Below are 25,761 nucleotides of genomic sequence, written 5' to 3' on the forward strand. Positions count from 1 at the left end.
GTGGAAAAGGCCGATCCCGTGGGGCGGGAGAGTTCACCGGAACTTCACGGCCGATCCCGCCGGGTGGGCGTCGGCGGCCATGTCACGCCCGCCCGGCGGGCACCGCTTTCGTCCTCGGTGCCCTATGGGTGAGGCCGTGCAAATGCTGCGCGACGGCCACCCGCCCACACCTCACACACCACATGCATCACGACAACTCAAAGCAGCCGACTCCGACGTCAACCGACCCATGCCCACGTACCACTCCCCCGGCCAACGCCCCAATCCGCAGTGCCTCGATTCTGCCGATGAGCGGAGAGAGCCCCGCACTCACGGGACTCTCGTCGTTTGACGAACCTTCGAGCAGCACAGGGAGGGGACGGGTTCGCCCACCTGCCGGCTAAGCGCTGGGCGAACCCGTAGGCCCATGCACAACGATCGGCTCATCAGCCTCGCCGCCATTGTTCTCCTCGCAATAGGCGGAATCACGATTTATGTCGCGTATGTCAACCCCGTGTTGGGTGCGGCGATCCTTGTAGGAGTGGGGGTGATCAGCCTGCTTCTGCTCTTGCTCAAGTAGAGCCCGCCCTTGACCAGCAAGGGGGAACGTCGTGTTGCCTCGGCTCTTGACTCTTGACAGCCAGGGCTGGGTAACGCCGGGCACTCGCCCGGCGCCCGGCGCTTTTTGCCCCCCCCCTGACCGTCACGGCTCTCCGGGCCCGCCGACCTGACGGTCGGCGGGCCCTCACCGTCAGGTCGTCGAACGCAACCGGTCCAATTCGTTGCTGATCGCATCCCGCAGCACGTCATGCTGCGGGGTGAGCCTGAACCGTTCATCACTCCACCGCTCATGCGGATACAGCCACACAGGCTTGCCCACCAACTCGGCCGGCTCCCACTCGAACCGCGGCCAGACGTGGGCATGCAGGAACGGGTCCGTGTTACCAAGGATCTCCAGGTTGACCCTGCGGAAATCGGGATCCAGGCGCTGGCAGGCCCGCTCAACCGCTTCTCCGAGCTGGTCCATGTCGGACAGAAATGCCAGCCGCTTGGCCTTCGGCATGTCAGACAGCCGTTGAACACCGGGTTCGTCCACGAGAAGGACCGAGTAGCCCGGCAAGAACTGAACGTCCCCGATCACTGCGAATCCCGCCTCAAGCCGCCGCAGCACGGTGGGGTTCTCCCCTCGCAGAGCAGCCCCGATCCGATCCATCCACCAGTCACCCGTCATGGCCAGAACCTACCCGCAGGTGATCAAGCCCCGCGCCTCACCTTTCCCCCACACACATCAAGGACCAACCAGGTGAGGCGAGAAGCGACCCCGGCCGTTTTCAGGAATCGCCATCAGCTCCACTGTGCTCGGGGTCTGGGCGGCCCTGGCGAGAGCCGTGCGGATCTTCTCCTGGGCCCGGTCCAGGGTGAGGGCCTTGCCCGGTGGAGTGCACTCGCGCCAGCGCCCGTGCACGCACGGACAAGAAAGATCACCAGCCCCTGCATAACGTCTCTGCCGTGAAAACAACGACGCCCCCCATCCCAGAACTACCGCACCTGGTACGCGACAGCCACCGCCCTCTTGGCCGCTCTCTTCCTGCTGACCGGAACGACCACCCCGGCACAGGCGGCAGAAACGAACTGGTCCAACTGGGGCAGCAGCGCGAGAGCGAACTCCGCCGCCCAGTCGGTACCATCGCCGGCGCCACGTACGACGTCACCCGAGGCGTGGACAACAACATCTGGTTCCGCTACAACGGCGGAACATGGCGCCCGCTGGGCGGCGACGAGTCATCCCGCACAACCTCCCCGCCCCGCATCCTCGAATGGCCACAAGGCCGGGCGATCGTTTTCGTCAGAGGCATGGACGGCGAGATCTGGTACACCCAGGCGAACAGCGGCTCCGCCAACTTCTGTCCTGGTGGGCCGCCCCTGGGACGTCACCCCCCACGCCCTGCTCTCCTCGGACGCCAACGACCTGAATGGAGACGGCCAGATAGCGGTCTACGGCACAGAGCGTTTCGAACGCGTACTCCGCAGCTTTTGGACGGGAGCCGACAACCACGTCTACAGCGTGACGAGAACCGCGAACGGCACGGTCACCAACATCTCGGAGGTGAATGGCGGCGGAGTCTGCCGAAGCGGCATTTCGGCGGCCCGCCTGGGAACCCAGACCACGGTGGTCACCCCCGGCCAGCCAGGCTACGAAGCCCAGCAACGCGTAATGATCGCCTGCCGAGGAAACGACGGAACGATCTGGGAAACCACATCCTCGGACGGCGGCCGAACCTTCGACGGCTGGCGCCGCCCAGCAGGCACCCCGGCCCCCTCCCACAGCGCCCCCTCCAACATCCCCACCCCGACTTCCTGGACCCTCACCCTCCGCTGGAACGCCACAGCCAGCTCAGCTTGGCCCGACAACTCAATCATCGCCAAGCGCATCAACTGACGAATACGGAGAGCAATGAGCGGTGCATTGGCGTGCCGTCCAGGCCCGGGGACGGGCTGGGCGTTGGTGCTGCGCCGCGCCCCCGGAGACCGTGGTCGCACCCGTTCAGGAAGGGCTGACGGCGGTGGGCGCGGCTTGGGTGAGGCGGTCCAGCCGTCCGTACAGCACCCGCACCAGTTGGGCGCGGTCCTTCAACGCACTGGTTGCCTCCAGTGGGACGGACAGCCGCTACTCGGCCTGGTCCAGGAAGTCTTCGGCGAGGGCTCGGCGGCCGTTGTCCTTGACCAAATGGGCGGCGCGGCGCCGGATGTCTGCGGCTACCGCGCGGGCGTGGCCGGCCAGCTTCAAGGCGACCTGCGACTAGGTGTGTTGTCCGGAGAGGTTGGTGATGCGGCTGGCTGGGGTGTGGCCGCTGATTCCGGTGTGGGGTCGGTGGAAGTTGTACCAGTCCAGCCAGTCGGGAAACGCGGCCTGCCGTTCGGCTTCTGATGTGTAGGGCCGCTGGTAGGCCCATTCGTCGAGCAGGGTGCGGTGGAAGCGTTCGACCTTCCCGTTCGTCTGCGGGCGCCAGGGGCGGGTCCAGCGGGGGCTGATGCCCAGGTCACGGCAGGTCTGCCGCCAGGTGTTCTTGCTGTAGGCCCAGGCGTTGTCGGTCAGCACCCGTTCGACGGTCACGTCCTGGACCGCGAACCAGGCGGCGGCGCGGGCCAGGAAGGCCGCGCAGGTGGGGGCCTTCTCGTCGGGCAGGTTCTCGGTGTAGGCCAGGCGGGAGTGGTCATCCAGCGCGGTGTGCAGGAAGGCATAGCCGGTCCCGTTCTTGTTCTTGCGGGCGGCTGCCCGGCCCAGGGTTTTGTGGCCGCCGCCGTCGGGGATGCGGCCGAGTTTCTTGACGTCGATGTGGACCAGTTCGCCGGGGCGGGAGCGTTCGTAGCGGCGGACGGGTTCGCCGGTGGCCCGGTCCAGCGCGGCCAGCGGCGGCAGGCCGTGGCGTTGAAGGATGCGGTGAGCGGTGGAGGCGGCGACGCCAGAACGGGCGGCCAGCCGCAGCGGGCCGATCCGGTGTTCACGGCGCATCCGCAGCACCCGCTCCTCCACACAGGCGGGCGTCCGGCGGGGTGAGTGATGGGGGCGGCTGGAACGGTCCTGCAGACCCGCTGCCCCGTGGTGGCGATAGCGCCCGGCCCAGCGGGCTGCGGTGGTGTGGCTGACCTGGAACCGTTCGGCCGCCCGTCGCAGCGGCCAGCCGTCCTCGACGACACACCGGGCCAGACGCAGCCTGCCGGTCGGAGTCAGCGGGGCGTTACGGTGGATCAACGAGGGCCTCCTGTGTGCCGGTGGTAGATGTCGCAATCCACACCGAAACCAGAAGGCCCTCGCCTCGTTCAAGCACCACTCACGGCGCGTCGCCCGTCACCAACGTCCCCGGACAGCACACCTAGGGCGTGTCCTGTCGATCAGCGGAGCCAGATCATGTTGGCGGCGATGACGACTTCGGCTCGGTAGATCGCGGCGCGCTTGGCGTATCGGGTGGCCAGGCCGCGCCATTGCTTGAGCCGGTTGAAGCAGCGCTCGACTACGTTCCGGTCGTGGTAGAGGTCGCGGTCGAAGCAAGGTGGTCGGCCGCGGCGCCGGGATTTCTGATCAGCACGCTCGGGGATGGTGGTGGCGATCCCGCGCCGGCGTAGCTCGGCGCGGGTAGACGGATGCGAGTATGCCTTGTCGGCGATGACCCGATCCGGCCGCGACCGGGGACGCCCCAGCCCCAGCCGGGGCACCCGGATCGCCTCCAGTAGCGGCACCAACTGCGGGTTGTCACCGGCCTGTCCGGGCGTCAGCAGGATCGACAGTGGACGGCCGCGCCCATCCACAGCCAGGTGCACTTTGGTGCTCAACCCGCCGCGGGATCGTCCCAGTGCCTCGCCGCCGACCGGCGCAACCGGCCACGTGCCGCAGCCCCCTTTTTTCCGGGCCCCTGCCGCATGCTGATGGGCACGGGCGATGGTGGAGTCGACCGACACCGCCCACTCGATCGTCCCGACCGCGTCATCGTGCGCCTGGACCTGCGTGAGGATCCGATCCCAGGTCCCATCCGCCGTCCACCGGCGCAGCCGCTCATGGCAGGTCTTCCACGGCCCATACCGCTCCGGCAGATCCCGCCACGGCGCACCCGTGCGTACCTTCCACAAGAGCCCGTCGATGACCTGGCGATGATCCCGCCACCGGCCACGACGCCCGTTGGAGCGCGGCAACAGCGGCATGATCCGCGCCCAGGCCGCATCGGTCAATTCACCACGACGAATCATCCGACCATCATCGAACCCCGACCTATCCCATGTCCTCAAAGGGCGTTCGGGCCCAGCCAGGGTCAGCGACGCGGCCTGTCCGATACCGCCGCCTGATCATTTTCAGGCGGCTCGGCTGACGTCCAGCCGTTCGGACGACGGCTCGTATCCAGCTGCCCTGTAGGCGGCGACGGCGGCAGCGTTCGAGGTCGGGGTGCTGACGAGTGCGCTTGATGCACCCAGTTCACGCAGCGCCGCCGCAGCGGCGACGCTGATCGCCGTCCCCTAGCCGCGACCGCGATGGTCGGCGTGCACGCCCACCGGCTCCAGCAGGCCGGGCTTGCCGGGCCCGGCCGACCAGACCGTCGCCGCGGCCACCGCGTTGTCCTGGTCGTCGTAGCCGATCAGGCAGCGGGCGTCGGCATAGACCGGCCCGGCCGCGAGGACGTGCCAAATCTCCTCGGTGAACGCCGGGCTGCCGAACGCCGAGCGATGCACTGCGGTCCGCACCCCCGCCGTCTCCGGACCGGCTACCTCGATCCGCAGGCCGGAGTCCTTCACCGGCTCGGCAAGGTCGTGGCGCAGCGGCGTCCACGGCTCGTCCAGAATCCAGCCCGCCTCCAAGAGGACCTCGCGGAGCAGGGCGCCGTTGGGGATTTCGAGGCCGACCTTCCCGGGCGGCAGGACCCCGCGCTCCGGATCATCGAGGTCCGCCAGCAGCTGGCGCGCCAGATCACCGTCCTGTCGCAGCTCCGGCGCGGTCGTCAGGCGCAGCACATCAGGGTCGTCCAGGTATCCGAGGCCAACCGACGAAATTAGCTGACCTGGAGCTTCGCCGACGGTCGAGTGTGCGGATCCCCTGCTTACCCGGCCCCTCGCCCGCCAGAAGTAGCTCGCCGCCCGCGGTAGCCACGAAAGCCGCGGCGCAGCGCAAGGGCGCACCAAATGAACGCTGCCGTCAGTGCGGCTGCGGCCGAGGCACCCAGCACCGGCGGCTCCGGCCGAAAGCCCAGTGAGAGCCGGGTGCCCATGAAGGTGAGTATGAGTACGAGCACATCCGGCCCGATGAGCGGAACCCTGGCGGCGACAGCCCGCAGCGCGGCTGCCGCCGTCAGACCGGTCACGCTCCAGGCCACCAGGTACGGCCGCACCTGCCCCGAAACGGCGAGCGGCATCCCGTACTCATCGGGGCCGAAACGGTACGACGCGTCTGCCCAGCCCAGGCCGACCCCGAGGATGGTGAGGCCCGCCACCCACAAGGCATGGCGCCATAGTGGACCAGGCCGCAGGGACTCTTCGTCGCCGTCAAAGCCGGCGCAGTTGTCAGGGCTGGGGAGGCCGGGCGATTCAGTCACGCCCAGAAAAACGCGGCCCGGAGGCCGCAGGTTCCCACCCGAATCGCCAACCGATGCTTTCGCGTCGGCCGAGAAGCACCGCCGAGCTCTCGGTGTTGAGCCCGTCGCTCGTTTCGTCACCCCACCCTCTGCATTTCGTCGGTTCCCCTCCGACGGCAATGATCCGTCCGTCCACGCTCCAGGTGCGGACGGCCGCGGCCAGCCGATCCGCGCCCAGCGCCCAGGCCCAGCCGAGGTCTCCCGGATGGAGTTGCAGCGGCGTGCGGTCGTCCTGCCAGACGCGGAGGGCATCCACGACCCCGGTCAGCCCATCGACGCCGGGCTCGTTCAGAACGATCGTCATGTCCCGCATCTCACACCATCGCGGCGACCGGCCGCACCTGGTTTTACTCAGCCAGTCAGATCGACAGGACACGCCCTAGGGTCTGTTGCGAAAGTGGATCTTGTTCGTTGATGATCACTTCCTGTGGGACGTGGGGATCTGACGAACGGCCAGTGGGCCCGGCTTGAGCCTCTGCTGCCGACGGGCATCAAGCCGGGGCGGCCGCAGGTGTGGACGCGGAGGCAGCTGATAGACGGCATACGGTGGCGGACCCGGACCGGTGCTCCCTGGCGGGACGTGCCCGAACGTTATGGGCCGTGGGACCGGGTCTATGACCTGTTCCGGCGCTGGCAGCGGGACGGCACCTGGGCAAGGATCCTCACCCAGCTCCAGGCCGAGGCGGACGCGAAGGGCCTGATCACCTGGGAGGTCAACGTCGACTCCACCGTCTGCCGGGCTCATCAGCACGCCGCGGGAGCGGCGAAAAAGGGGACCTCCAGAAGGAACCGCCCGGCGGGATCTTCGTCGAGCCGGCCGACCACGGCCTCGGACGCTCCCGCGGCGGACTGACCAGCAAAATCCACCTTGCAGTCGAGCAGGGGCAGAAGCCCTTGTCCCTCGTGATCACGGCCGGGCAGCGGGGCGACTCCCCGCAGTTCGAAGCGGTCCTGGAAGCCATCCGGGTTCCGAGGCTGGGGCTCGGCAGGCCGCGCAAGCGCCCGGACCGGGTGCGGGCCGACAAGGCGTACGATTCCCGCGGCAATCGCTCCTACCTGCGCAGACGCGGGATCAAAGCCACCATTGCGGTTCCGGCGGACCGAGTCCGCAACCGCCTCAAGCGTGGATCGCGTGGCGGGCGGCCGCCGAAGTTCGACAAGGACGACTACAAGCAACGGCACGCGGTCGAGTGCGGGATCAACCGGCTCAAGCGGCACCGGGCCGTTGCCACTCGGTACGACAAACTCGCCGTCCGCTACGAAGCGACAGTGCTGGTCGCAGCCATCAACGAGTGGCTGTGACCAGCACTTTCACAACAGGCCCTAGTCGCAGGGCTCCAGCTTCGGGTCCTCCCAGGCGAGCACGGCCGTGATGAGTGCCTTCGTAGGGGGCGCGGTCCAGCGGGAGGAGCGCCTCGATCCGGCCCTGAGGGTCGTACAGGATCGTGTGCGTGCCGGGCTTCAGGCCGTGCTTGTCCGGCCCGGTACCGGCCGTGGAGACGTTCGCGGGTACGCCCATGGGGCCTGGCCCCTCCCCTGCTGGTGGCATCGGTGTTCTTTGACGCTACGGACGGCCGGGGAGGGTACTCAACGACGTTGCGCAGGATTGCGCGGATTCACTCCAAGGCATCGATCGCGGAGCGGATGAGGGCGCTGGCGGTGTCGCCGTGGACGGCCATCGCCGACAGGCCGGTGATGGTGCCGGGGGCAGCGGCATCACGGTGAGCAGGTGGGCGAGCTGGCCGACCATCGTCTCGGCCGTGCCGATCCGGGTCGGGGGTGCGCTGGACGCCGGCCACCTGCAGCGACGACTTTCCGAGCCCCACAGACCCGAGATCACGGGGCGGCGTCGAGATCCACTTCGAGGTTGTCGGTCTCGGTCCAGAATCCTTCGTCTGCTTCGTGCAGCCGGGACGCGGCGTGCTTCAGGTGGAGGAGCGCCGCGTCGCGTGCGGCCTCGGCGTTGCGGGCTTCGATGGCAGCCAGTATGGAGTGGTGCTCCTGCCGGACGGCTTCGAGGAAGTCACTCCTACGCGCCTCGTTCGCACGCGTGACGCGGATTCCGCTGCGCAGCACCTCGCCGAGGTAGCGCACCGTCGAGACCATCACGGAATTCCCGGTCGATTCGGCGATGGACCTGTGGAAAGCGAGATCCTCGTCCACACCGTCACCGCCGGCCGCGACCGCTGTGTCGATGGCCTCCAGTGCCTGACGCATCCGGGCGAGGTCGGCCGGGGTGGCCCGGGTGGCCGCGAGGTACGCCGCCTCGCCCTCGATGGGGCGGCGTACCTCCACGATCAGCCGCACCTTGGACTCGGTGTGCTGGGCGGTCTCGGCCTCAAGGTCGAGGGGTCGTATGCGCCGGGGCATGACGAAGACGCCGCGCCCCTGGCGCGGCTCGACCAAGCCCGCGTTGCGGAGTCTGGACACGGCCTCGCGCACGACGGTGCGGCTGACGCCGAGCTGCTTGACCAGCTCCACCTCGGTCGGCAGCTTGTCGCCCTCGGCCAGCCGCCCGGACTCGATCTCCTCCGAGAGCATGGCGGCGACCCGATCCGCGAGCCGTAGGGGACCGCTCACCTTGGAAAACATGGTCTTCAGTCTATCGGCACGGGCCGCTCCGGCCGCGAGGATGCGCCGGCCGCGACCGCGTCGGCGTGGTCGGCGAGGTATTGGTGCACCACCGACGCGAAATCCGGGTCGGGCTCCAGCCCGAGCGCGGCGGCGCGCGCGTTGTCGAAGCCGGCGGGCCACGAGCCCACGATGGCCTCGACGCCGGGATCGGGTGCGGTCGTCACCAGGTCGGCGACGGCGTCGCCGGCCACGCGGCGCAGTGTGGTCAGCATGTCGGCGACCGAGACCGTGAGCGCCGGAAGGTTGACCGGCACCCCGCCATCGAGGAGGCCCGGGCCGGCGCCGCGCTCGACCTCCGCGATGCGCAGGATCCCCTCGACGGTGCGCCGTGGCGAGGCCAGGGCCACCCGCAGGTCCGGGCGGACCGGGCAGGTCGCCGGGAGGCCCGCGAGCGGTTCTCGGATGATGCCGGACAGGAAGCCGGAGGCGGCCGCGTTCGGTTTGCCCGGCCGTACCGACACGGTCATCAGGCGGGCGACGCGTCCGTCGATGAAACCGCGGCGGGTGTAGTCCGCGATCAGCTGCTCGCAGACGAGTTTCTGGGCCCCGTAGCTCGACCGCGGCGTGGGCAGGGTCGCCTCGCTGACCACCGTGGGCAGCGGCAGCGCGGGGTCGGAACCGTAGACGGCGACGCTGCTGGAGAACAGCACTCGCGGCGTCGGCCCGCCGGCGGCCGACTGGGCCCGGGCGGCTTCGAGCAGCGCACGGGTGGTGTCCACATTGGCGCTCATGCCGAGATCGAAGTCGGCCTCGCACTCGGCCGAGACCGCGGAGGCGAGGTGGATCAGCACATCGACGGGCTGCGCGAACACCTCATCGAGCCGCTCGGTCACATCGCCCTGCACGACGTCCACGAGCGGGTCGGCGGCTGATGGGTCGGAGGGCACGACGCGGTCGGCGAGCACCAGCCGGTCGATGGGTGCGCCACGGAACATCCGTGTCGTGAGCAGTGCGCCGGCGACCTGGCGTCCCAGAAAGCCGAAGCCGCCCGTGATGACGATCCTCATGCGTTGTCTCCTCGGTAGTCGTCGAGCCAGCCGAGCCCCTCGCTCGTGGCGGCCGCGGGGACGTACTCACAGCCGATCCACCCGTCGAAGCCCAGGTCATCGACGACGCCGAAGAGGTGGCGGATGTCGAGTTCACCCCGGTCGGGCTCATGGCGGTCGGGCACGCCCGCGATCTGCAGATGGCCGACCCGGCCGGTCGGTACGTCGCGGCGCAGGGTCGTGGTGAGGTCGCCTTCGACGATCTGGCAGTGGTAGAGGTCGAGCTGCACCTTGAGGTTCGCCGCTGCCACCTCCCGTACCACGGCGTGTGCTTCGGCCTGTCGATGCAGGAAGTAGCCGGGCATGTCACGGCCGTTGATCGGTTCGATCAGGATGTCGACGCCCGCCACGGCGGCCCGTTCCGCCGCCCAGGCGAGGTTGGCCAGATAGGTGCCCCGGTGGCGGGAGGACTGCGCGGGTGTCGCTTCGGGCGTTACGAGTCCGGCCATCACATGCACCTGAGGGCAGCCCAGTTCCGCGGCGAACTCCAGGGCCCGGTCGATCCCGGAGCGCGTCTCCGCCTCGCGTCCGGGCAGCGCCGCGGTCCCCCGCTCCCCGGAATCCCACGCACCGGGCGGTGCGTTGAACAGCACCTGCCGCAGGCCGTGGTCGTCGAGCCGGCGGCGCAGTTCGGTGGCCTCGTACGCATAGGGGAAGAGGTATTCGACGGCCTCGAAGCCGTCCGCCGACGCGGCGGCGAAGCGGTCGAGGAAATCGTGTTCGGTGTACATCATGGACAGGTTCGCGGCGAACCTCGGCATGCTGGCTCCTGTGTTCAAGCCGGGACCGTCCCGGTCAGCGGTTGACGACCTGCCTCTTGGTGGTGAGCACCGCCGTGGCGCCCACGACGAGGCTGAGTGCCAGGACGTACATCGGGATCGACGCCGACCCGGTGGCGTCCTTGAGTGAGCCGATCATGTATGGACTGACGAATCCGGCGAGGTTGCCCACCGAGTTGATCATTGCGAGCCCGGCCGCGGCCGCGGTGCCGCCCAGGAACGCGGTGGGAAGCGACCAGAACAGCGGAGCGCAGGTCAGCACCCCGGCCGCAGCGACGGACAGCGCGATCAGGGACAGTGGGGTCGACCCGCTCCAGACGGCGGCCAGCGAGAATCCGACAGCGCCCATGAGGCTCGGGGCAACCAGGTGCCAGCGGCGCTCGCGACGCCTGTCCGCCGAACGGCCGAACAGGTTCATCGCGACGAGTGCGGCCAGGTACGGCACGGCACTGAGCACACCGATCGCGAGGTTGCCTTCGATGCCGGTGGACTCGACGAACGAGGGCATCCAGAAGGTCAGGGCGTACTGGCCCATGACGAAGCAGAAGTAGATGACGCACATCAGCCACACCTTGGGCTCGCGGAAGGCGTCCCAGACCCGGCCGTGCACGGTCTGGTGCGCGGTGTCGTCGGCGATCGCCCGCTCGACGACGGTCTTCTCCTCATCGGTGAGCCACTTCGCGCCGCGCACGTCGTCGTCGAGGTAGAAGAGCGTGGCCACACCGACGGCGAGTGCGGGGACCGCCTCCAGCAGGAACATCCACTGCCAGCCCTGCCAGCCGCCCACGCCGTGGAACCGGTCCATGATCCAGCCGGAGAGCGGGTTGCCGAAGATGCCCGCCACCGGGATGGCCGACATGAACATCGCGATGACCCGGGCACGGCGGTGCGAGGGGAACCAGTAGGTGCAGTAGAGGATCACCCCCGGATAGAACCCCGCTTCCGCGGCGCCGAGCAGAAACCTGAGCACATAAAACGTCGGCTCGTTGGTGACGAACACGAACGCCGCCGAGACCAGCCCCCAGCTGATCATGATTCGGGCGATCCACGTACGGGCTCCGACGCGTTGCAGCATCAGGTTCGAAGGCACCTCCAGGAGGAAGTAGCCGATGAAGAACAGCCCGGCCCCGAGACCGTAGGCCGCCTCGCTGAACCCGAGGTCGTCGGACATCTGCAGCTTCGCGAACCCGACGTTGACCCGGTCCAGATAGGAGACGACGTAAGCGAGGATGAGGAAGGGGACGATGCGCCGTACGACCTTGCGGAAGACAGCGTTCTCACGAACGAGTCCGGGGGACTCGGCCGCCGCTATGGGCATGGACATGATGAATCCTTTGCGCGGCTCAGGGGATTCTCGACGGGGAGGGTTGGGTCACCACGCGGCGCCGAACGCGGACCTCAGCTCTTCGATGGCGTCGGCGGTGAGCGGACTGGGCCGACGGCCGGTCAGGAGCCAGAGGCGTGCCGTTTCCTCGAGCTCTTCGAGGACGGCGAGGGCGGCGGCCGCGTCGGGGCCCCAGACCACGGGGCCCAGCCGGTCGAGCAGCACGGACCTGATCGGTGTGCGGCTCGCCGAGTGGTCGTTGATCCGGGCGGTCACCAGGTCGGCCACGCGCGGATCGCCGGGCCGGTGGTACGGGATGAGCGGAACGTGCCCGACCTTCATCACGAAGTAGGGCGTGAGCGGCGGAAGCACATCGTCCTGGCTCCACACACCGGCCAGGGTGAGCGCGACCAGATGGGTGGAGTGGGTGTGAATGACGAATCGGGCCGTGGGGTCGGCGGCGTAGATACGCCGATGGAGCGTCAGGGTCTTGCTCGCACGGTCGCCCGCGAGCTGTTCGCCCCGGGCGTCGACCAGCGCGAGGCGGTGGCGTTCCAGGAAACCCAGGGCCGCGTCGGTGGGCGTGATCAGATGGCCGTCGCCCACCCTGGCGCTGATGTTCCCGGCGCTGGCGTGGACATAGCCCCGGTTGAACAGGCTGGTCCCCACCCGGACGATCTCCTCGCGCGCCTCGTTCACAGCGGTGTCGCAGAGCTCGGTCATCATGCCTCCCGGTCCAGCAGGGCGAATGCGTCGGTGAAGAAGCCGGGGCCACCGAAGTTGCCGGACTTCAGCGCGATGTGGAGCGCGTCCCCGCCGGGAAGCGCAGCCGCGCACCAGGGCACTCCGGGATCGATCTGCGGTCCGATCCGCAGTCCGGTGATGCCGAGCGCCCGGACGACCGCGCCCGAGGTTTCTCCGCCGGCGACCACGATCTGGCGTACACCGCGCGCCACGAGGCCCTGGGCCACGTGGGCCAGGGTCCGCTCCACCAACTCGCCCGCCCTGGCGGCTCCGAGCCGGCTCTGGACGGTGCGGACCGCCTCGGGGGTCTCGGTGGAGTAGAAGAGGACAGGCCCGTCGGCCAGGTGCGCCGCGCCGAATGCCAGGGCCTCCCCCACCATGTCCTCACCGGCCGCGATGCGCAGCGGATCCACGCTGAACGCGGGGCGGCCGCCGCGCAGGAACTCCGCTACCTGCTCGTTGGTGGCCGTGGAGACCGATCCGGAGATGATGGCGCGGTGGCCACCGGGCGGCGGCAGCTGTGCGGCGGCGCCCGACGGCTTGAACCCCCAGTTCGCGGGCAGCCCGATGGCCAGCCCGGAACCGGCGGTCACCAGGGGCATCTCCCGGACCGCCGTGCCGAGGCGCAGCAGGTCGTCGTTGGAGATGGCGTCGGCGATGGCGACACCGATGCCCTGCCGACGCAGTTCGTCGATCCGGGCCTGGATGGCCTCGGCGCCGCCGGCCACGGTCGTGTGGTCGATCAGGCCGACCGCTCGCGTGGTCTGCGCGCCGAGGACCGAGACCAGATTGGGGTCGGCCATCGGCGTGAGCGGGTGGTGGCGCATACCGCTCTCGCTGAGCAGCACACCGCCGACGAAAAGATGGCCCTTGAACACCGTGCGCCCGTTGTCGGGGAACGCGGGTGTCGCGATCGTGAAGTCGGTATCCAGCGCGTCCATCAGGGCCTCGGTGACCGGCCCGATGTTGCCCGCCGGTGTCGAGTCGAAGGTGGAGCAGTACTTGAAGTAGATCTGTTCGGCGCCCGCGGACCGCAGCCAGTGGAGGGCCCGGAGCGACGCCTCGACGGCGTCGGCGGCCGGAACGGTCCGCGACTTGAGCGCGATGACCACGGCGTCCGCGTCCACCGCCGGCTCCGCGCCGGCCGACGGTACGTCGATCAGCTGGACCACCCGCATGCCCGCACGCACCAGGTTGTTGGCCAGGTCCGTGGCGCCGGTGAAGTCGTCGGCGATGCAGCCGAGTCGGATGCCCATCTCAGCCCTCCACCGGCGCGGGCAGGTCGATCCCGGGGAAGATCTTGATGACCGCGCTGTCGTCCTCTGAGCCCAGACCGGACGCCGACGCCTGGAGGAACATCTGGTGGGCGGCGGCGGTCAGGGGCAGGGGAAACCTCTCCGGCCGTGCGGAGTCGAGCACCAGACCCAGGTCCTTGACGAAGATGTCGACCGCGGAGCGGGGTGTGTAGTCACCGGCGAGCACATGAGCCATGCGGTTCTCGAACATCCATGAGTTCCCGGCGCTGTGGGTGATGACTTCGTAGACCGTCTCGGCCGGAACACCGGCCTTCAGCCCCAGAGCCATCGCCTCGGCCGCCGCGGCGATGTGCACGCCCGCGAGCAGCTGGTTGATGACCTTGACCTTGGAGCCGAGGCCGGCCCGCTCGCCCAGGCGGTAGACCGTACCGCTCATGGCCTCCAGCACGGGGCCGGCGACTGCGTAGGCGGCGGCGGGGCCCGACGTCATCATGGTCAGCTCACCGGTCGCCGCCCGCGTGGCACCGCCGGAGAGGGGGGCGTCCAGATAGAGCACACTCCGCTTCGCCAGGCGTCCCTCCAGTTCGGCGGACCAGCCGGGGTCGACCGTGGAGCACATCACGAAGACGGCCCCCGGGCGAAGCCGGTCGGCGGCCCCGTCGGCGCCGAACAGCACCGACTCGACCTGCTCCGCGTTGACCACCACGCTGACCACGATGTCCACGGCGGCCGCCAGGTCGCCGGGGGAAGCGAACGCCGTTCCGCCGCCACGGGTGAAGTCCGCGGCCACCTCCGGCCGCAGATCATGGACCCCCACGTCGTAGCCCGCTCTCCGCAGGCTGCGGGCCATTCCCAGCCCCATGGCCCCGAGGCCCACCACACCCACGCGCGGTCGTGCACGCCTGTCCTGATCGTCCATACCCATCCTCATGTGTGCTGTGCGAATCGGGTACGCCGCCGCATTTGCCGTGCCCGTTTGGCAGCGCAATCGGCTCCCGACGCCTGCGGCGATCAGGTCATATGATGACCTGATGACACACCACTCGCTACTGTGATGCCTGTCACACACAAACGAGAGGATTCGAGCCGCAGCCATCAACGGCGATGGATGATCAGCTGATCGACGAGCTGGTGGGCATACCGCTCCGCGCACGACGCCGGCACCGACACCGCCGACGAGCGAGACTGCGCGGTCACCCACAGGTCTGGAGAAAAGCGGTGGCCTCGACGGCTGGAGTGGGCGGGGCGGAGGATCAGATGAGTGTGGCGACCTTCTCGGACGGCTTGTTGCGCCGCCAGCCCGCCGCGAGGTAGGCCAGCATCCCGGCGGGCGGGAGTGCGCAGACGGCCCAGCTGACGGACAACGGCGGGCCCGGCTGGCTGAGCACGCTGACATCTCGCAGGGTGCCGCGGCCGTGGCCGGCGTGGCCGTCGATGTCGAAGGTGAAGTTCCATTTGCCGGGCTCGGGCAGGGCCTGGACATCCAGGCCCCAGACGTCCCGCTTGCGGGGGTGCCTGCTCAGCGGGGTCTCCCGATCGTCGGCGTCGAGGCCGGGCCCGTCGAGAGTGAGCGTGCCTGACTTTCCTGCGACGCCGCCGTCTGGTGCGAACGTGAAGTCGAGTGACTGCATGGCCCGCAGGGGCCACTCGGAGAACCCGACTGTGACCGTGTAGGGACCTGCCTGTACCCGTTCGGTATGGACGATGCCGACCGGGGCGTACGCCGCGGCCGGCGCGGTCGACACCGCCACCAGCGAGAGTGCGGCGGCCGCGGCAAGCACCAGTCGGCGTGCGTGGTCTCGCACGCACCTGGATTCGGAGGCTACGGCGAGGAGGAGCGGTGAACGTGAGGAGCGCATGGTCATCGGCCCTTCGTGACTGAGGCAGTGGAGTGCTCGCGTAGCAGGACGGCGAGTCGAGCGGCGAGGTAGCCCGCGAGGACGCCCGTCGCCAGACCGACGGCCGTCATCGTCAGCAGTTCGGCCGGAGTCGGGCCGGAACCGCCGAACAGGGCGCTCTGGATGGGGAGGGAGAGGCCGATCACGGCTCCGCCTCCGGCGCCCACGATCTGCGGCGCGATGCGGCCCGACCAGCCCCGCTTCCGGCTCAGCCACAGCAGTGCTGTGATGGTCGCCGCCGCAAAGAGCATGAACACCGGAATCTCAGAGGGCAGTTCGGGCGGATTGTCGCCGAGGTTGTCGCGCAGCGGCAGGCCGGTCGAATCGGCGTAGACGCGGGCTGCCCAGGGGGAGAACCACCACAGGATGAACTGCAAGACGCCGAGGGTTACGGCGGTCGTCAGCGCGGTGCTCCGCCGGCCGATGGTGAGCGTCCCCATGATCAGCAGGAGGGTGGAGAGCAAGATGTTCCCGACGAGATCGGGTTCGACCGGCAGAGGAAGTGCGCCGAACGCCTTCGTCGTGATGGGGCTGAAGACGATGAGCACGGGAACACTGAGGATCACGCCTGCTCGGCCCCACCGGGTGTCGCGCGCCGCGGCGAAGACGATGATGCTCCCCACCATGGAGAAGGAGATCGAGAGGAACAGCCCGATGTGGGGCGGTGAGTCCAGCACGGCGTCAAAGCCATACAGCGAGTGCCACCACAGGTCCAAAAGCCCGAAGAGAAGGAACAGGGCGGCTCCCGTACCGGCGATCAGATAGCCCAGCGGGGCCCGGAAGACCCCGCCGAAGACGCGTACGGGTTTGCCGCCGGGGAACTGGTCCACCGGCTGGCCGGCGCGCTGGGCAGCGGTCGCGATCAGGACCATGGCCAGGCTGGCGATGCCGGCGAGGGCGCTGCCGGAGTACAGCATGAGGTGGGAGAGCGTGAAGAACGTGTCCGGGCCGACATCGACGTGCCACTGGATGTCCCAGCTCAAGCCGAACAGGGACGTCGTCGTCCCGGCGAGGACAGTGTTGGCGGCGATGGGGCCGGTCCGGCTGCTGCGGGAGACGCTGACAGCGGGGGACGGCCGGGATGCCCTACTGGTACTGGTGACGGGTAGTGTTGTGTCCACGGGATGCCTTTCTCATGACAGTTGCAAGAGCGGTTACTGGCGCTGCGTGGTCGGTCGTTCAGCCGGAGATCGCCAGAGGGAAGGCGAACTGGTCCCTCCGCGTGCCGTAGTCGACGCTGACGTGGAAGGTCCAGCGCCCCGGCATCATCAAGTGGACGGCCGTGGAGTAGTTGCCTGGGCTGTGAACCTGTGCGTGTGCCGCAGACGTTGCGTGTCCGTGGGTGGGCATGACGGCCTGAAGCGTGACGGTGGGAGGACGTCCGTCCTTTTCCCCCCGGCGCGAGGCCAGACGGATGTCGACGTCCGTGGCGCCGATGCGGGGCCGGGCCACGGTCAGTGTCACTTCGTCGGTGGCATTGCCCCCGGTCAGCGAGACGGCCTCGTCCGTCCAGGACGGAAGGAACCCGACGGCCAACAGAGCGAGGGACATCGTCAGCAGGGCCGCGGCGCCTCCATACAGAAACCGGACCGTGGGGTTGCGCGAAGTGCTGAGGGGGTTCACTTCGCTCCTCCCGTCGGCGCCACGCGCAGGAGGTATGGGATGGTCAGGACGGCACTGTCGCGCTCGGCCTGTATCCACACGCGGTAGTAGCCGGGACGGGAGAAGGTGTACACGAAGGAGACGTCCGGCCCGTAGGCAGCCACGGTCTCGTCCGCGGGACTGTCGCCGTTGAGGGGCATCAGCCCGCTCATCGAACCCATACTCGTCTCGTTCTCGTCTTCCCTGGCGCCCGCGTGGTGGGCCGAAGCGCCTCCCATGTCGTGTGTGGAGGGACTGCTCGTGTTGCCACCCATGGAGTGCGCGTGAGCCCAGACGGGTGCGCCCTGGACGGCTTGTCCCATACGTGTCGGGCTGGTCGCGTCGGTCTTGTCGAGCGGCCCGACCACGATCATGTGGCCGACCATGCCGAGCCAGGGTTGGAGCGTCGGTGTATCGCCGACGCGCGCGGTCAGGGTGCTCGCCTCTCCCGCAGTGGGTGAGGGCGCTGACAGGCGCACCGATACACCGTCGATCGTCCGCGTCCCCGGCCCCTGCGGGGTGAGCTCGGCGGGCAGGGTCGGGGCGCCTCCGCGCGCGGTGCCGTCGGCGACGGTCAGGCCGGTTGCCGAGCGCACGTGCTGGATCCCGCCACCGCGTCGGGCGAACTCCGCGGACACGGCGTAGTGGCCGGCAGCGGGCAGCCGCAGCTGGACCTCGTAGGTGCCGGGCGCGGTGCGTATGGGGTGCCGGTGCCAGAGCTCGCCGGTCGGTCCGATGACCAGCAGGTGCATCAGGGCACTGTCGTGGACGATGAGATCGTCCGCGGGCAGGCCGGTGGAGCCGTCGGTCACGCTCAACCGGAGCGTGCCCCGTTCCGCCGCCTTGGCCGTGTACGACCCTATTTGGAGTGAGGCGGGCGGCCGGGAGTAGTCGTTCGTCACCGGCCGGACGACCGCGTAGGGATTGGTGACGTTGTCGTTCGTGGCATCCACCTGCCCGCCTGGCTCGGGCGGCAGAGGCAGGGAGGCGGACAGCAGCGCAGAGGTGACGGCTACCGCGAGCGCAGCCACGACACCTCCTGCCGGCAGCAGCACCCAGGCCCCGCGCCGGACCCGGACAGCGACAAACAGGGTCACCAGCATGAGCGCACCGGCGGTGACGAAGCCGCCGAACACGGCGAGTTCCGGCGGAGACGTGGCCTGGCCCGGCACCACGAAAGGGATCCGCGCCGTGCGGGATCCGTCATCGACGACGAGCTCCCAGGGTCCGGCTCGATCGATGTCCAGGGCTCCGCCGTAGGACCCCGGCGTGCTGCCGAGCCTGACCGAGGCGCTGCTGGTGGTGGTCCCCGCTGAGGAACCTTCTGCCCGATCTGCTGACGCACCTGTGGGAACGGTGCCCAGGCGCAGGGTCCCCGCAGCGGTGCCTTGATGGGTGAGCACATCCACATGCAGGGTGCCGGGCAGCCCGGTGACGCGCCGCAGGATGACGGTCAGGTCGCGGTCGCCGAGCGTCTGCGCCACTTGCAGGTCGCCCCCAGCCGTGGAATCCGCCCACGTGGGGGATGCCGCAGTGACGGACAGGACCAGGGCGCAGAGCACGGCCACCACCACTTGTGCCGCGCGTGACGTGCCAAGGGTGTTTTGACCGGTGGATCTGCTGCGAACAGATGGAGGTGGTGTGTTGTCGTTCACGCGGCAGACAGTAAAAGCGGCCTCACGTGGTGTCATCACGCAACCGGGGTACGTCATGTCCCCCGCACGGGGGACACCGTCTCCCCCAGGCGCAGGAATGTTTTCCCCTGGGGCTCGTGCACTATGTGTGCAGCGCCTGGTGCAACTGGCCGCGTACAAGGCGGCGTTCCGACCGCACCTTCCACCTTCCGACATGCTCGCGGTACGGGCATGCAGATGCCCTGAGAGAGGGGCCGTGTCCGTGCAGACTTGGGACGTGAGTGGGTCCCTGACCCGGCAGTCCGTCATGGTGGCGGCGTTCTGCCTGCTCGCGGATACGCTCACCTTCTCCTACGAGGGTTCGCATGTGTATCCCGCAGTGTCTTTCTGGTGCCTGCTGACAGGGATCGTCCTGGCGGACGCGGCGTTGGCGAGTTCGGCCCGTCTCTCGGGAGTCGTGGCGCTCGCCCAGGCCGCCCTGGCCATGGCCGGTGCGCTGGCCCTGCCCAGCGGCAGCCCGCTGCCGGACACGAACGACGCCGGACTGCTCATTGCGGCCTACCGGGCCGGGGCCTGGCTGAACGGCCGACCGGCCGTTCTGGCTCTCCTGTACCTGGCCGCAGGGTCCATCGGGTCCAGGACACTCGGCGGAACAATCGATCTCACCGAGTGGCGCTCTGTTCTGCTGAGCGCGGTGAAGGAGGCATTGCTCGCCTGGCTGGTGGGCCGCTACACCACCGCCCGGGGCGCTCACATCGCCGAACTGGAACAGCGGGCCGTCCGGGAGCGGGAAAGAGCCCGGCAAGACCTCGTGGACGCCATTGCCGAAGAACGCAGTGCCATCGCCCGCGATCTCCATGACGTCATCGCCCATCACGTGAGCGCCATCGGCGTCCATGCCGGAGCCGCCCGTCTGGGACTCTCCGCCAAGGAGGTGTCACCGGTGTCGACGGCGCTCACGGCGGTGGAGACCTCCAGCCGCGCGGCCCTCCTCGACCTGCGCCGCCTGCTGGATTTCCTGCACGACAGCCCTGCGGAGGGCGCACGGCAACCGGGTTTGGGCGACCTCGACGAACTGATTCACGTCGTGTCCGCCGCCGGCCTCGAGACGAACCTCAGCATCAAGGGCACCCGACAGGAGTTGGAAGGGTCCTTGGACATCGCCGTTTTCCGTGTGGTGCAGGAGATGCTGACCAACGCTCTTCGCCACGGCGACGGCCACGTGGACATCACCCTGCACTACGGGAGTTCGTCCATCGCTGTCACTGCTGTCAACCCGATAGCCGCCTCGAAGCGTCTCGTGGAGGATTCTCCGCACCGGGGCCTCGAGGGCATCAGCAGCCGAGCCGGCATGTTCAACGGCTTCGCCTCGTACGGACCGGTACACGGCGGAGCGGACTGGAAGATATCCGTCACCTTCTCCATGGATGGCACATGAGTCTGCGTATTCTCCTGGCCGACGATCACGCCATGTTCCGCTCGGGACTGAACGCGGTCCTGAGCACCCAGGACGACCTGTGCTGTGTCGCGGAAGTGCCCGACGGCCAGGCAGCCGTCGAAGAGGTCATCAGGTTGACACCCGACGTCGCCATCCTGGACATCCGTATGCCGCGACTGGACGGGCTTCGTGCGGCCGAACGCATCCTCGGCAGGCCGGGCAACACCACGAAAGTCATCGTGCTCACCACCTATGACGACGACAGCTACGTCTACAGCGCCCTCCACATGGGAGTCAGCGGATTCCTCCTGAAGAGCGTCCCTCCCGAGGAGACGATCGCAGCCATCCGCATTGCCGCCAGAGGTGATGCCATCATCGATCCCTCGGTCACGCGCCGTCTCATCTCCCGCTTCGCCGGCAGCATCGCCCCGCCCGCATCCTCCGCCGGGCTTGAAAGGCTGACGGCCCGCGAGCGCGAAGTCCTGATGCTCGTGGCCCAGGCACACAGCAACACAGAGATCGCACGCGGCCTGGGCATAGGCGAGGAGACGGTCAAGACACACGTCTCCCGGATCCTGGCAAAGCTCGGTCTGCGCGACCGCACTCAGGCCGTCATATACGCGGTTTCCCATCAACTCGTGGCACCGCTTCGTGCTCTGCCGCCCGGTACGGAGAAGACGGGTCGGCACAAGGGAAGAGGCCGTCGCCGCGCCACATAAGCCGCCACAGAGTGCGAAGACAACACCCTCGCATTCTAGAGAGATGTCGGCGATGACCTTTCCGCGTGCGCGTTCGCGCGTGGGCTGTGCGGAGGGATCTTTACGACCGTGATGTCGGCGCTGGTCAGGACAGCATCGAAGGAGGCGGTGAGCTGCCCGGCCCGGTCCCGCACCAGGAACGCGAACGCGGATGCTCGGTCACCCATCCCACGTCCCCGCCGACCGTGACGCGGGCGGTGCGTCCCGCCCGTAGCAGGGCGGTAGCCTGGTCTGCCACCGCCGGGCCTGTCGGTCCCTCGTCCAGCGTGCTGCCTGCGACGCGGCCGTCGCCGAGCAGGCTCAAGGTGGCGCCGAGCAGTGTGTCAGGGCCGTCGACGACGTGTGCCACGGCAAAACGCGTCGTCGTCGGAGTAGCCGAACCAGGCGCGCTGGGGAGCGCCCCGGTCGTGGAGCGCCTGTCGGCACAATTCGTATACCGAGCCCTCGACGCAGCCGCGCGAGATACTGCCGACCGCGTTGCCGTCCTCTTCCACCGCGACCGACGTACCGACCGGCAGCCGGGCCGCCGCCGCGCCTGCCGGGGAGCGAAGACGTGGTGGCGGCCCGGGGGGTCGGCAGCCGGGCGGGGGACGTGGCTGCCGGACCGTTTCGATGGGCCCGGCCCATGAAGGAATCGCCCAGGGTCAGAGCAACGCTTCGGTGGTGATGGGAAGTTGGCGGATGCGGCGGCCGGTGGCGTTGTGGACCGCGTTGGCGATGGCGGGTGCGACGCCGACGTGGACGACCTCGCCGAGGCCCTTGACGCCGAGGGGGTCGGCCTCGCGGTCCTCGCCGTCCAGGTAGATCGCCCTGACGTCGGGGACGTCGGCGTTGACGGGGACGAGGTAGTCGGCGAGGTCGGCGTTCACGATGCGGCCGTCGCGGTGGTCGGTGATGGTGTGTTCCAGCAGGGCCGTGCCGATGCCGCCCACGATGCCGCCGATCGCCTGGCTCTCGGCAAGCTTGGGGCTGATGATGCGGCCCGCGTCGTACACACCCAGCATCCGCCGCACCCGCACCAGACCGAGGGTCGCGTCGACGGCGACCTCGGCGAAGGTGGCGTTGTAGGCGTAGAACGAGTGCCGCTGGGAGCTGGGCGCCCCCGCGTAGGAGCCGAGTGCTTTGAGATGAGAGCGGTTGTTGCGGTCCAGCAGCCGCTGGTACGTCTCACCGCGCACCGGGTCGTCCTTCACGTGCAGACGGCCACCACGGACGACGACCTCGTCGGCCGCCGCACCATACAGCGGCGACTCCGGGTCCTCGATGGCCAGCGTGATCGCCTGACGTCGCACCTTGTCGCAGCCGTCGAGGACGGCGGAGCCGACACTGGCCATGGTCTGGGAACCGCCGTGCGGCGGGGTCGGCGGGAAGAGGGAGTCGCCGAGCCGCAAGGTGACGGTGCGCATGGTCAGTCCGAGGGCGTCGGCGGCGACCTGGGTCTGGGAGGTGTAGGTGCCCGGTCCCATGTCGCTGGCGGCGGTCTCGACCAGGGCGGTGCCGTCCGCGTCCAGACGGACCCGGGCCTGGGCTTGGTTGCGCTGCGTCTCGTACACGCCGACCGCGACCCCCATGCCGAGCAGCCACTCCCCCTCACGCCGGGAACGCGGCCTCGGGCTGCGGCGGTTCCAGCCGAACTCCCGGGCACCGACGGTGTAACACTCGCGCAGACGACGGGTGGAAAACGGCAACCCGTTCGACTCGTCCTCGTTCGGCTCGTTGCGCCGCCGCAGCTCGATCGGGTCGATACCGAGCTTGTCCGCCAGCTCGTCCAGGGCCGACTCGATGACGAACGACGCCGTGGCGAAGCCGGGACCGCGCATCCAGATCGGGCTGTTCACATCCAACGGCACCGTCCGGTACGCCTGGCTCACATCGGGCATGCTGTAGAGCATCTGACCCGCGGGCATGACCGTCTCGGTGAACGTCTCGTACGACGAGGTCTCGGCGTCCATCTCGTGAGCCATGGCCCTCAGCCGACCCCGCCGGTCGCTGCCCACCCGCAGCCGGTACTCGTACGACGGCCGGAAGCCGGTACCGAAATACTGCTGCCTGCGGCTCAGCACGAGCTTGACCGGACGGCCCGTCTCGCGCGCCGCCACCGCGGCGACGACCGTGTGCGGCCAGCAGCGCAGGCCGCTGCCGAAGGCACCACCGACGAAGGGTGAGATGACGCGGACGGAGTCCATCGGCAGGTCGAACACCGTGGAGAGTTCGGTCTGCGTACCGAGCACCCACTGGGTCTTGTCCCACACGGTGAGCTTGCGGCCGTCCCAGCGGGCGATGGTGGCGTGCGGCTCCATCGGGTTGTGGTGGTTGCGGGCGAGCTTGTACGTCAGATCCAGCTGTACGGCGGAGGAGCGCAGGGCGGCCTCGGCGTCGCCGCGCGCGTAGTGCGTCGGCTTGTCCGGCTTGCCCTCGGCGAGGTCGGTGGTGGACTGCTCGGCGTCGTAGCGGACCTCGACCAGGCTCGCGGCGTGCTGCGCGGCTTCCAGGGTGGTGGCCACTACGACGGCGACCGGCTGGCCGTGGAAGAGTACTTGGTCGTCCTGGAAGACCCGCAGCCGTCGGCCGGGCGGGTTGTTGGAGTTGGAGTTGTCGCGGTACGGCAGCTTCGGGGCGTTGCGGTGGTGGACCACCTTCAGCACGCCCGGCTGGGCCTCGGCATCACGGGTGTCGATCGAGGTGATACGGCCGCTTCCGACGCTTGCGTCCACGATGACCGCGTGCACCACCCCGTCAGCCTCGTGCTCGGCGGCGTACAGCGCCTTGCCGGTGACCTTGAGACGGCCGTCCACCCTGGGCATGGGCGCGCCCACGGCTGCCTGCGGCTGGGGGCTCACTTCGTACCTCCTACGATGCGCAGCTGGCGTTCGACGGTCCGTTCCAGCAACTCGGCCTTGAACCGGTTGTGCTTGAGTGGTCGCGCCCCCTCGGCGGCGCGCGCAGCGGCGGCTGCCCACAGGGACTCGGAGGGGCGTTCACCGATGAGGTGACGCTCGACCGCGGGCAGCTTCCACGGCACGGTCCCCACTCCCCCGGCGGCGACCAAGGCCTCGCGAATCACCCCGCCGCGCACGTGCAACGCAACCGCCGCCGAGGTCAGGGCGAACTCGTACGACTGCCGGTCACGCACCTTCAGGTAGCCCGACTTCAGCGGGCGCGGATACGCCGGGATCTCGACGGCTGTAATCAACTCGCCTCGTTCGAGGGCGTGTTCACGCTGAGGCGTGTTGTCCGGCCGTAGCAGGAAATCGACGAAGGGGACCTCGCGCTCCCCGTCCGGACCGAGCAGGTGCACGGTCCCCTCCAGCGCCGCGAACGCCACGGCCACATCGGACGGGTGCGTGGCGACGCAGTGATCCGATGTGCCGAGGATGGCGTGAGTGCGGTTGAAGCCCTCCCGTGCGGCACAACCCGAGCCGGGCTCACGCTTGTTGCAGTCGGCGGTCACGTCACGGAAGTACGTACACCGGGTGCGCTGCATGATGTTGCCGCCGATGGTGGCCATGTTCCGCAGCTGGGCCGACGCGCTCAGCTCCAGCGCCTCGGAGATCACGGGGAACAGGGTGCGCACCTTCGCATGCGCTGCGGCCTCGGCCATGGTCACCAGCGCTCCGATACGCAGCCCACCGCGCTCGGTGACGCTGACCTCGTCCAGCGGCAGACTGCTGATGTCGACGAGGATCTCAGGGCGTTCGACGGTCTCGCGCATCAGGTCGACCAGGGTGGTGCCCCCGGCGATGTAACGCCCGCCGCGGTGACCGGCGTTGAGGGCTTCCCCGGTGTCGGAGACGCGGGTGTAGGAGAAGGGATGCATGACGGCCCGGCCTCACTTCCGGCCCGCGGTCTGCTGGACCGCGCGCACGATCTTCACGTAGCAGCCGCAGCGGCAGATGTTGCCGCTCATCCACTCCCGGATCTCCTCCGGCGATCCGGTATGCCCCTCCTGGATGCAACCGACACCGGACACGATCTGACCGGGGGTGCAGTAGCCACATTGGAAGGCATCCTCGTCAATGAACGCCTGCTGCAACGCGTGCAGTTCGTCACCGTCGGCCAAGCCCTCGATCGTCGTAACCTCCGCGCCCTCAAGCCGCACGGCCAGCGTCAGGCAGGAGTTGACCCGGCGCCCGTCGACCAGCACCGTGCACGCTCCACAGGCACCGGCGTTGCAGCCCTTCTTCGACCCGGTCAGGCCGAAGTGCTCGCGCAGCAGATCCAGCAGCGACGTGCGGTTGTCCACCGTTACGGTCCGGGACGTGCCGTTGACCGTCAGGGACACATGGCTGGAGGGCGCTGGCCCCGCAGCGGCCGCTTCCTCGGAACCGACGAGGGACATTCCCCCGATCACACCGCCCGCGACGACGACACCGCCGACCGCCGTACTGGTGGCGATGAACGTGCGCCGACTCGGAGCCGAGGAGGACTCATCGGCTCCGGGGGGAGGTGGAGCAGCGGGCTCGGAGACTTCGGTTGACATAGACAGCCCTTCGCATCACAGACGGACGGCCGCG

At 69.0% G+C, this 25,761-nt stretch carries 26 protein-coding genes; 4 read left to right on the plus strand and 22 right to left on the minus strand.

Going from position 1 to position 25,761, the window contains the following annotated elements; all coding sequences use genetic code 11:
• Nucleotides 1–730 precede the first annotated feature (730 nt).
• Nucleotides 731–1,210 carry an HIT family protein gene (locus tag HYQ63_RS01500; RefSeq protein WP_179932124.1) on the minus strand — a complete coding sequence of 160 codons (480 nt, stop codon included), beginning with the start codon at nt 1,208–1,210 and terminating at the stop codon, nt 731–733.
• 681 nt (nt 1,211–1,891) lie between these two features.
• Between HYQ63_RS01500 and HYQ63_RS01505 the strand changes: the two genes are divergently transcribed.
• On the plus strand, nt 1,892–2,419 hold the full coding sequence (locus tag HYQ63_RS01505; protein ID WP_179932125.1) for a hypothetical protein: 528 nt from the start codon (nt 1,892–1,894) through the stop codon (nt 2,417–2,419).
• Between the two features lie 360 nt (nt 2,420–2,779).
• Here the strand turns inward: HYQ63_RS01505 and HYQ63_RS01510 are convergent, their stop codons facing one another.
• The 5 genes from HYQ63_RS01510 to HYQ63_RS01530 form a co-directional block, all read right to left on the minus strand.
• Nucleotides 2,780–3,733 carry an IS481 family transposase gene (locus HYQ63_RS01510; RefSeq protein ID WP_179932126.1) on the minus strand — a complete coding sequence of 318 codons (954 nt, stop codon included), beginning with the start codon at nt 3,731–3,733 and terminating at the stop codon, nt 2,780–2,782.
• A 140-nt stretch (nt 3,734–3,873) separates the two neighbouring features.
• Nucleotides 3,874–4,722, minus strand: coding sequence for an IS5 family transposase (locus HYQ63_RS01515; RefSeq protein WP_179932127.1), 849 nt, complete (start codon nt 4,720–4,722; stop codon nt 3,874–3,876).
• Nucleotides 4,723–4,986: 264 nt separating this feature from the next.
• Nucleotides 4,987–5,478: a hypothetical protein gene (locus HYQ63_RS01520; protein WP_179932128.1), complete on the minus strand. Its 492-nt coding sequence runs from the start codon at nt 5,476–5,478 to the stop codon at nt 4,987–4,989.
• A gap of 86 nt (nt 5,479–5,564) precedes the next feature.
• The gene (locus HYQ63_RS01525) at nt 5,565–5,954 is read right to left on the minus strand and encodes a hypothetical protein (protein ID WP_257231524.1); all 390 of its coding nucleotides are present in this window, start codon (nt 5,952–5,954) and stop codon (nt 5,565–5,567) included.
• A 94-nt stretch (nt 5,955–6,048) separates the two neighbouring features.
• Nucleotides 6,049–6,399, minus strand: a complete 351-nt coding sequence (locus HYQ63_RS01530; protein WP_179932130.1) for a hypothetical protein — start codon at nt 6,397–6,399, stop codon at nt 6,049–6,051.
• A 123-nt stretch (nt 6,400–6,522) separates the two neighbouring features.
• Here HYQ63_RS01530 and HYQ63_RS01535 point away from each other — a divergent pair.
• A protein-coding gene (locus tag HYQ63_RS01535; protein ID WP_373689008.1) for an IS5 family transposase occupies nt 6,523–7,397 on the plus strand; the annotation gives its coding sequence in 2 pieces (ribosomal slippage) (nt 6,523–6,916 and nt 6,916–7,397; 876 coding nt in all).
• Nucleotides 7,398–7,931: 534 nt separating this feature from the next.
• Here HYQ63_RS01535 and HYQ63_RS01540 read toward each other — a convergent pair.
• The 11 genes from HYQ63_RS01540 to HYQ63_RS01590 all read right to left on the minus strand — a co-directional run bounded on the left by HYQ63_RS01540 (nt 7,932) and on the right by HYQ63_RS01590 (nt 19,129).
• Nucleotides 7,932–8,687 (minus strand): FadR/GntR family transcriptional regulator, encoded by a 756-nt coding sequence (locus HYQ63_RS01540; protein WP_179932132.1) that lies wholly within the window; start codon nt 8,685–8,687, stop codon nt 7,932–7,934.
• A 5-nt stretch (nt 8,688–8,692) separates the two neighbouring features.
• The gene (denD, locus tag HYQ63_RS01545; RefSeq protein WP_179932133.1) at nt 8,693–9,736 is read right to left on the minus strand and encodes a D-erythronate dehydrogenase; all 1,044 of its coding nucleotides are present in this window, start codon (nt 9,734–9,736) and stop codon (nt 8,693–8,695) included.
• Nucleotides 9,733–10,536: a 2-oxo-tetronate isomerase gene (otnI, locus tag HYQ63_RS01550; RefSeq protein WP_179932134.1), complete on the minus strand. Its 804-nt coding sequence runs from the start codon at nt 10,534–10,536 to the stop codon at nt 9,733–9,735. The genes denD and otnI overlap by 4 nt, the downstream gene beginning before the upstream one ends.
• Nucleotides 10,537–10,570: 34 nt before the next feature.
• Nucleotides 10,571–11,878, minus strand: a complete 1,308-nt coding sequence (locus HYQ63_RS01555) for an MFS transporter (protein ID WP_179932135.1) — start codon at nt 11,876–11,878, stop codon at nt 10,571–10,573.
• 48 nt (nt 11,879–11,926) lie between these two features.
• The gene (locus HYQ63_RS01560; RefSeq protein WP_257231525.1) at nt 11,927–12,604 is read right to left on the minus strand and encodes an aldolase; all 678 of its coding nucleotides are present in this window, start codon (nt 12,602–12,604) and stop codon (nt 11,927–11,929) included.
• Nucleotides 12,601–13,878 carry a 3-oxo-tetronate kinase gene (otnK, locus tag HYQ63_RS01565; RefSeq protein WP_179932136.1) on the minus strand — a complete coding sequence of 426 codons (1,278 nt, stop codon included), beginning with the start codon at nt 13,876–13,878 and terminating at the stop codon, nt 12,601–12,603. The genes HYQ63_RS01560 and otnK overlap by 4 nt, the downstream gene beginning before the upstream one ends.
• Before the next feature lies 1 nt (nt 13,879).
• Nucleotides 13,880–14,797, minus strand: coding sequence for an L-threonate dehydrogenase (gene ltnD, locus HYQ63_RS01570; RefSeq protein WP_179932137.1), 918 nt, complete (start codon nt 14,795–14,797; stop codon nt 13,880–13,882).
• Nucleotides 14,798–15,131: 334 nt separating this feature from the next.
• The gene (locus tag HYQ63_RS01575; RefSeq protein ID WP_218929528.1) at nt 15,132–15,683 is read right to left on the minus strand and encodes a hypothetical protein; all 552 of its coding nucleotides are present in this window, start codon (nt 15,681–15,683) and stop codon (nt 15,132–15,134) included.
• Between the two features lie 56 nt (nt 15,684–15,739).
• The gene (locus tag HYQ63_RS01580; protein ID WP_179932138.1) at nt 15,740–16,897 is read right to left on the minus strand and encodes a hypothetical protein; all 1,158 of its coding nucleotides are present in this window, start codon (nt 16,895–16,897) and stop codon (nt 15,740–15,742) included.
• A 58-nt stretch (nt 16,898–16,955) separates the two neighbouring features.
• Entirely contained in the window at nt 16,956–17,327 is a 372-nt protein-coding gene (locus tag HYQ63_RS01585; RefSeq protein ID WP_179932139.1) for a FixH family protein, read from the minus strand.
• 68 nt (nt 17,328–17,395) lie between these two features.
• The gene (locus HYQ63_RS01590; protein ID WP_218929529.1) at nt 17,396–19,129 is read right to left on the minus strand and encodes a hypothetical protein; all 1,734 of its coding nucleotides are present in this window, start codon (nt 19,127–19,129) and stop codon (nt 17,396–17,398) included.
• A gap of 229 nt (nt 19,130–19,358) precedes the next feature.
• Here HYQ63_RS01590 and HYQ63_RS01595 point away from each other — a divergent pair, with 229 nt between their 5' ends.
• Both HYQ63_RS01595 and HYQ63_RS01600 read left to right on the plus strand, forming a co-directional pair.
• Complete coding sequence (locus tag HYQ63_RS01595; RefSeq protein ID WP_179932140.1) at nt 19,359–20,489, plus strand: sensor histidine kinase; 1,131 nt, start codon at nt 19,359–19,361, stop codon at nt 20,487–20,489.
• Nucleotides 20,486–21,208 carry a response regulator transcription factor gene (locus HYQ63_RS01600; RefSeq protein ID WP_179932141.1) on the plus strand — a complete coding sequence of 241 codons (723 nt, stop codon included), beginning with the start codon at nt 20,486–20,488 and terminating at the stop codon, nt 21,206–21,208. Before HYQ63_RS01595 ends, HYQ63_RS01600 begins: the two co-directional genes overlap by 4 nt.
• A gap of 124 nt (nt 21,209–21,332) precedes the next feature.
• On the opposite strand, the gene HYQ63_RS45540 is transcribed toward HYQ63_RS01600, so the two are convergent.
• The 5 genes from HYQ63_RS45540 to HYQ63_RS01620 all read right to left on the minus strand — a co-directional run bounded on the left by HYQ63_RS45540 (nt 21,333) and on the right by HYQ63_RS01620 (nt 25,727).
• Nucleotides 21,333–21,596 carry a hypothetical protein gene (locus HYQ63_RS45540; RefSeq protein WP_306664804.1) on the minus strand — a complete coding sequence of 88 codons (264 nt, stop codon included), beginning with the start codon at nt 21,594–21,596 and terminating at the stop codon, nt 21,333–21,335.
• Complete coding sequence (locus HYQ63_RS45545; protein WP_306664805.1) at nt 21,571–21,741, minus strand: XdhC family protein; 171 nt, start codon at nt 21,739–21,741, stop codon at nt 21,571–21,573. The genes HYQ63_RS45540 and HYQ63_RS45545 overlap by 26 nt, the downstream gene beginning before the upstream one ends.
• A 150-nt stretch (nt 21,742–21,891) precedes the next feature.
• On the minus strand, nt 21,892–24,087 hold the full coding sequence (locus tag HYQ63_RS01610; RefSeq protein WP_179932142.1) for a xanthine dehydrogenase family protein molybdopterin-binding subunit: 2,196 nt from the start codon (nt 24,085–24,087) through the stop codon (nt 21,892–21,894).
• Nucleotides 24,084–25,064: a xanthine dehydrogenase family protein subunit M gene (locus HYQ63_RS01615; RefSeq protein WP_179932143.1), complete on the minus strand. Its 981-nt coding sequence runs from the start codon at nt 25,062–25,064 to the stop codon at nt 24,084–24,086. The genes HYQ63_RS01610 and HYQ63_RS01615 overlap by 4 nt, the downstream gene beginning before the upstream one ends.
• A 12-nt stretch (nt 25,065–25,076) precedes the next feature.
• Nucleotides 25,077–25,727 (minus strand): (2Fe-2S)-binding protein, encoded by a 651-nt coding sequence (locus tag HYQ63_RS01620; RefSeq protein ID WP_179932144.1) that lies wholly within the window; start codon nt 25,725–25,727, stop codon nt 25,077–25,079.
• Nucleotides 25,728–25,761: the final 34 nt, after the last annotated feature.

It is taken from the genome of Streptomyces sp. Rer75 (genome assembly GCF_013414305.1).
GTDB lineage: Bacteria > Actinomycetota > Actinomycetes > Streptomycetales > Streptomycetaceae > Streptomyces > Streptomyces himastatinicus.

Bases quoted from the DNA above. Each gene is read 5' to 3' on its own strand.
- HYQ63_RS01530 (WP_179932130.1), bottom strand. From the start codon at position 6,399: ATGACGATCGTTCTGAACGAGCCCGGCGTCGATGGGCTGACCGGGGTC.
- otnK (WP_179932136.1), bottom strand. From the start codon at position 13,878: ATGGGCATCCGACTCGGCTGCATCGCCGACGACTTCACCGGCGCCACG.
- HYQ63_RS01500 (WP_179932124.1), bottom strand. From the start codon at position 1,210: ATGACGGGTGACTGGTGGATGGATCGGATCGGGGCTGCTCTGCGAGGG.
- HYQ63_RS01620 (WP_179932144.1), bottom strand. From the start codon at position 25,727: ATGTCAACCGAAGTCTCCGAGCCCGCTGCTCCACCTCCCCCCGGAGCC.
- HYQ63_RS01560 (WP_257231525.1), bottom strand. From the start codon at position 12,604: ATGATGACCGAGCTCTGCGACACCGCTGTGAACGAGGCGCGCGAGGAG.
- HYQ63_RS01590 (WP_218929529.1), bottom strand. From the start codon at position 19,129: ATGACGTACCCCGGTTGCGTGATGACACCACGTGAGGCCGCTTTTACT.
- HYQ63_RS01555 (WP_179932135.1), bottom strand. From the start codon at position 11,878: ATGTCCATGCCCATAGCGGCGGCCGAGTCCCCCGGACTCGTTCGTGAG.
- ltnD (WP_179932137.1), bottom strand. From the start codon at position 14,797: ATGGACGATCAGGACAGGCGTGCACGACCGCGCGTGGGTGTGGTGGGC.
- HYQ63_RS01600 (WP_179932141.1), top strand. From the start codon at position 20,486: ATGAGTCTGCGTATTCTCCTGGCCGACGATCACGCCATGTTCCGCTCG.
- HYQ63_RS01585 (WP_179932139.1), bottom strand. From the start codon at position 17,327: ATGTCCCTCGCTCTGTTGGCCGTCGGGTTCCTTCCGTCCTGGACGGAC.
- HYQ63_RS01595 (WP_179932140.1), top strand. From the start codon at position 19,359: ATGGTGGCGGCGTTCTGCCTGCTCGCGGATACGCTCACCTTCTCCTAC.
- HYQ63_RS01540 (WP_179932132.1), bottom strand. From the start codon at position 8,687: ATGTTTTCCAAGGTGAGCGGTCCCCTACGGCTCGCGGATCGGGTCGCC.
- HYQ63_RS01515 (WP_179932127.1), bottom strand. From the start codon at position 4,722: ATGATTCGTCGTGGTGAATTGACCGATGCGGCCTGGGCGCGGATCATG.
- HYQ63_RS01615 (WP_179932143.1), bottom strand. From the start codon at position 25,064: ATGCATCCCTTCTCCTACACCCGCGTCTCCGACACCGGGGAAGCCCTC.
- otnI (WP_179932134.1), bottom strand. From the start codon at position 10,536: ATGCCGAGGTTCGCCGCGAACCTGTCCATGATGTACACCGAACACGAT.
- denD (WP_179932133.1), bottom strand. From the start codon at position 9,736: ATGAGGATCGTCATCACGGGCGGCTTCGGCTTTCTGGGACGCCAGGTC.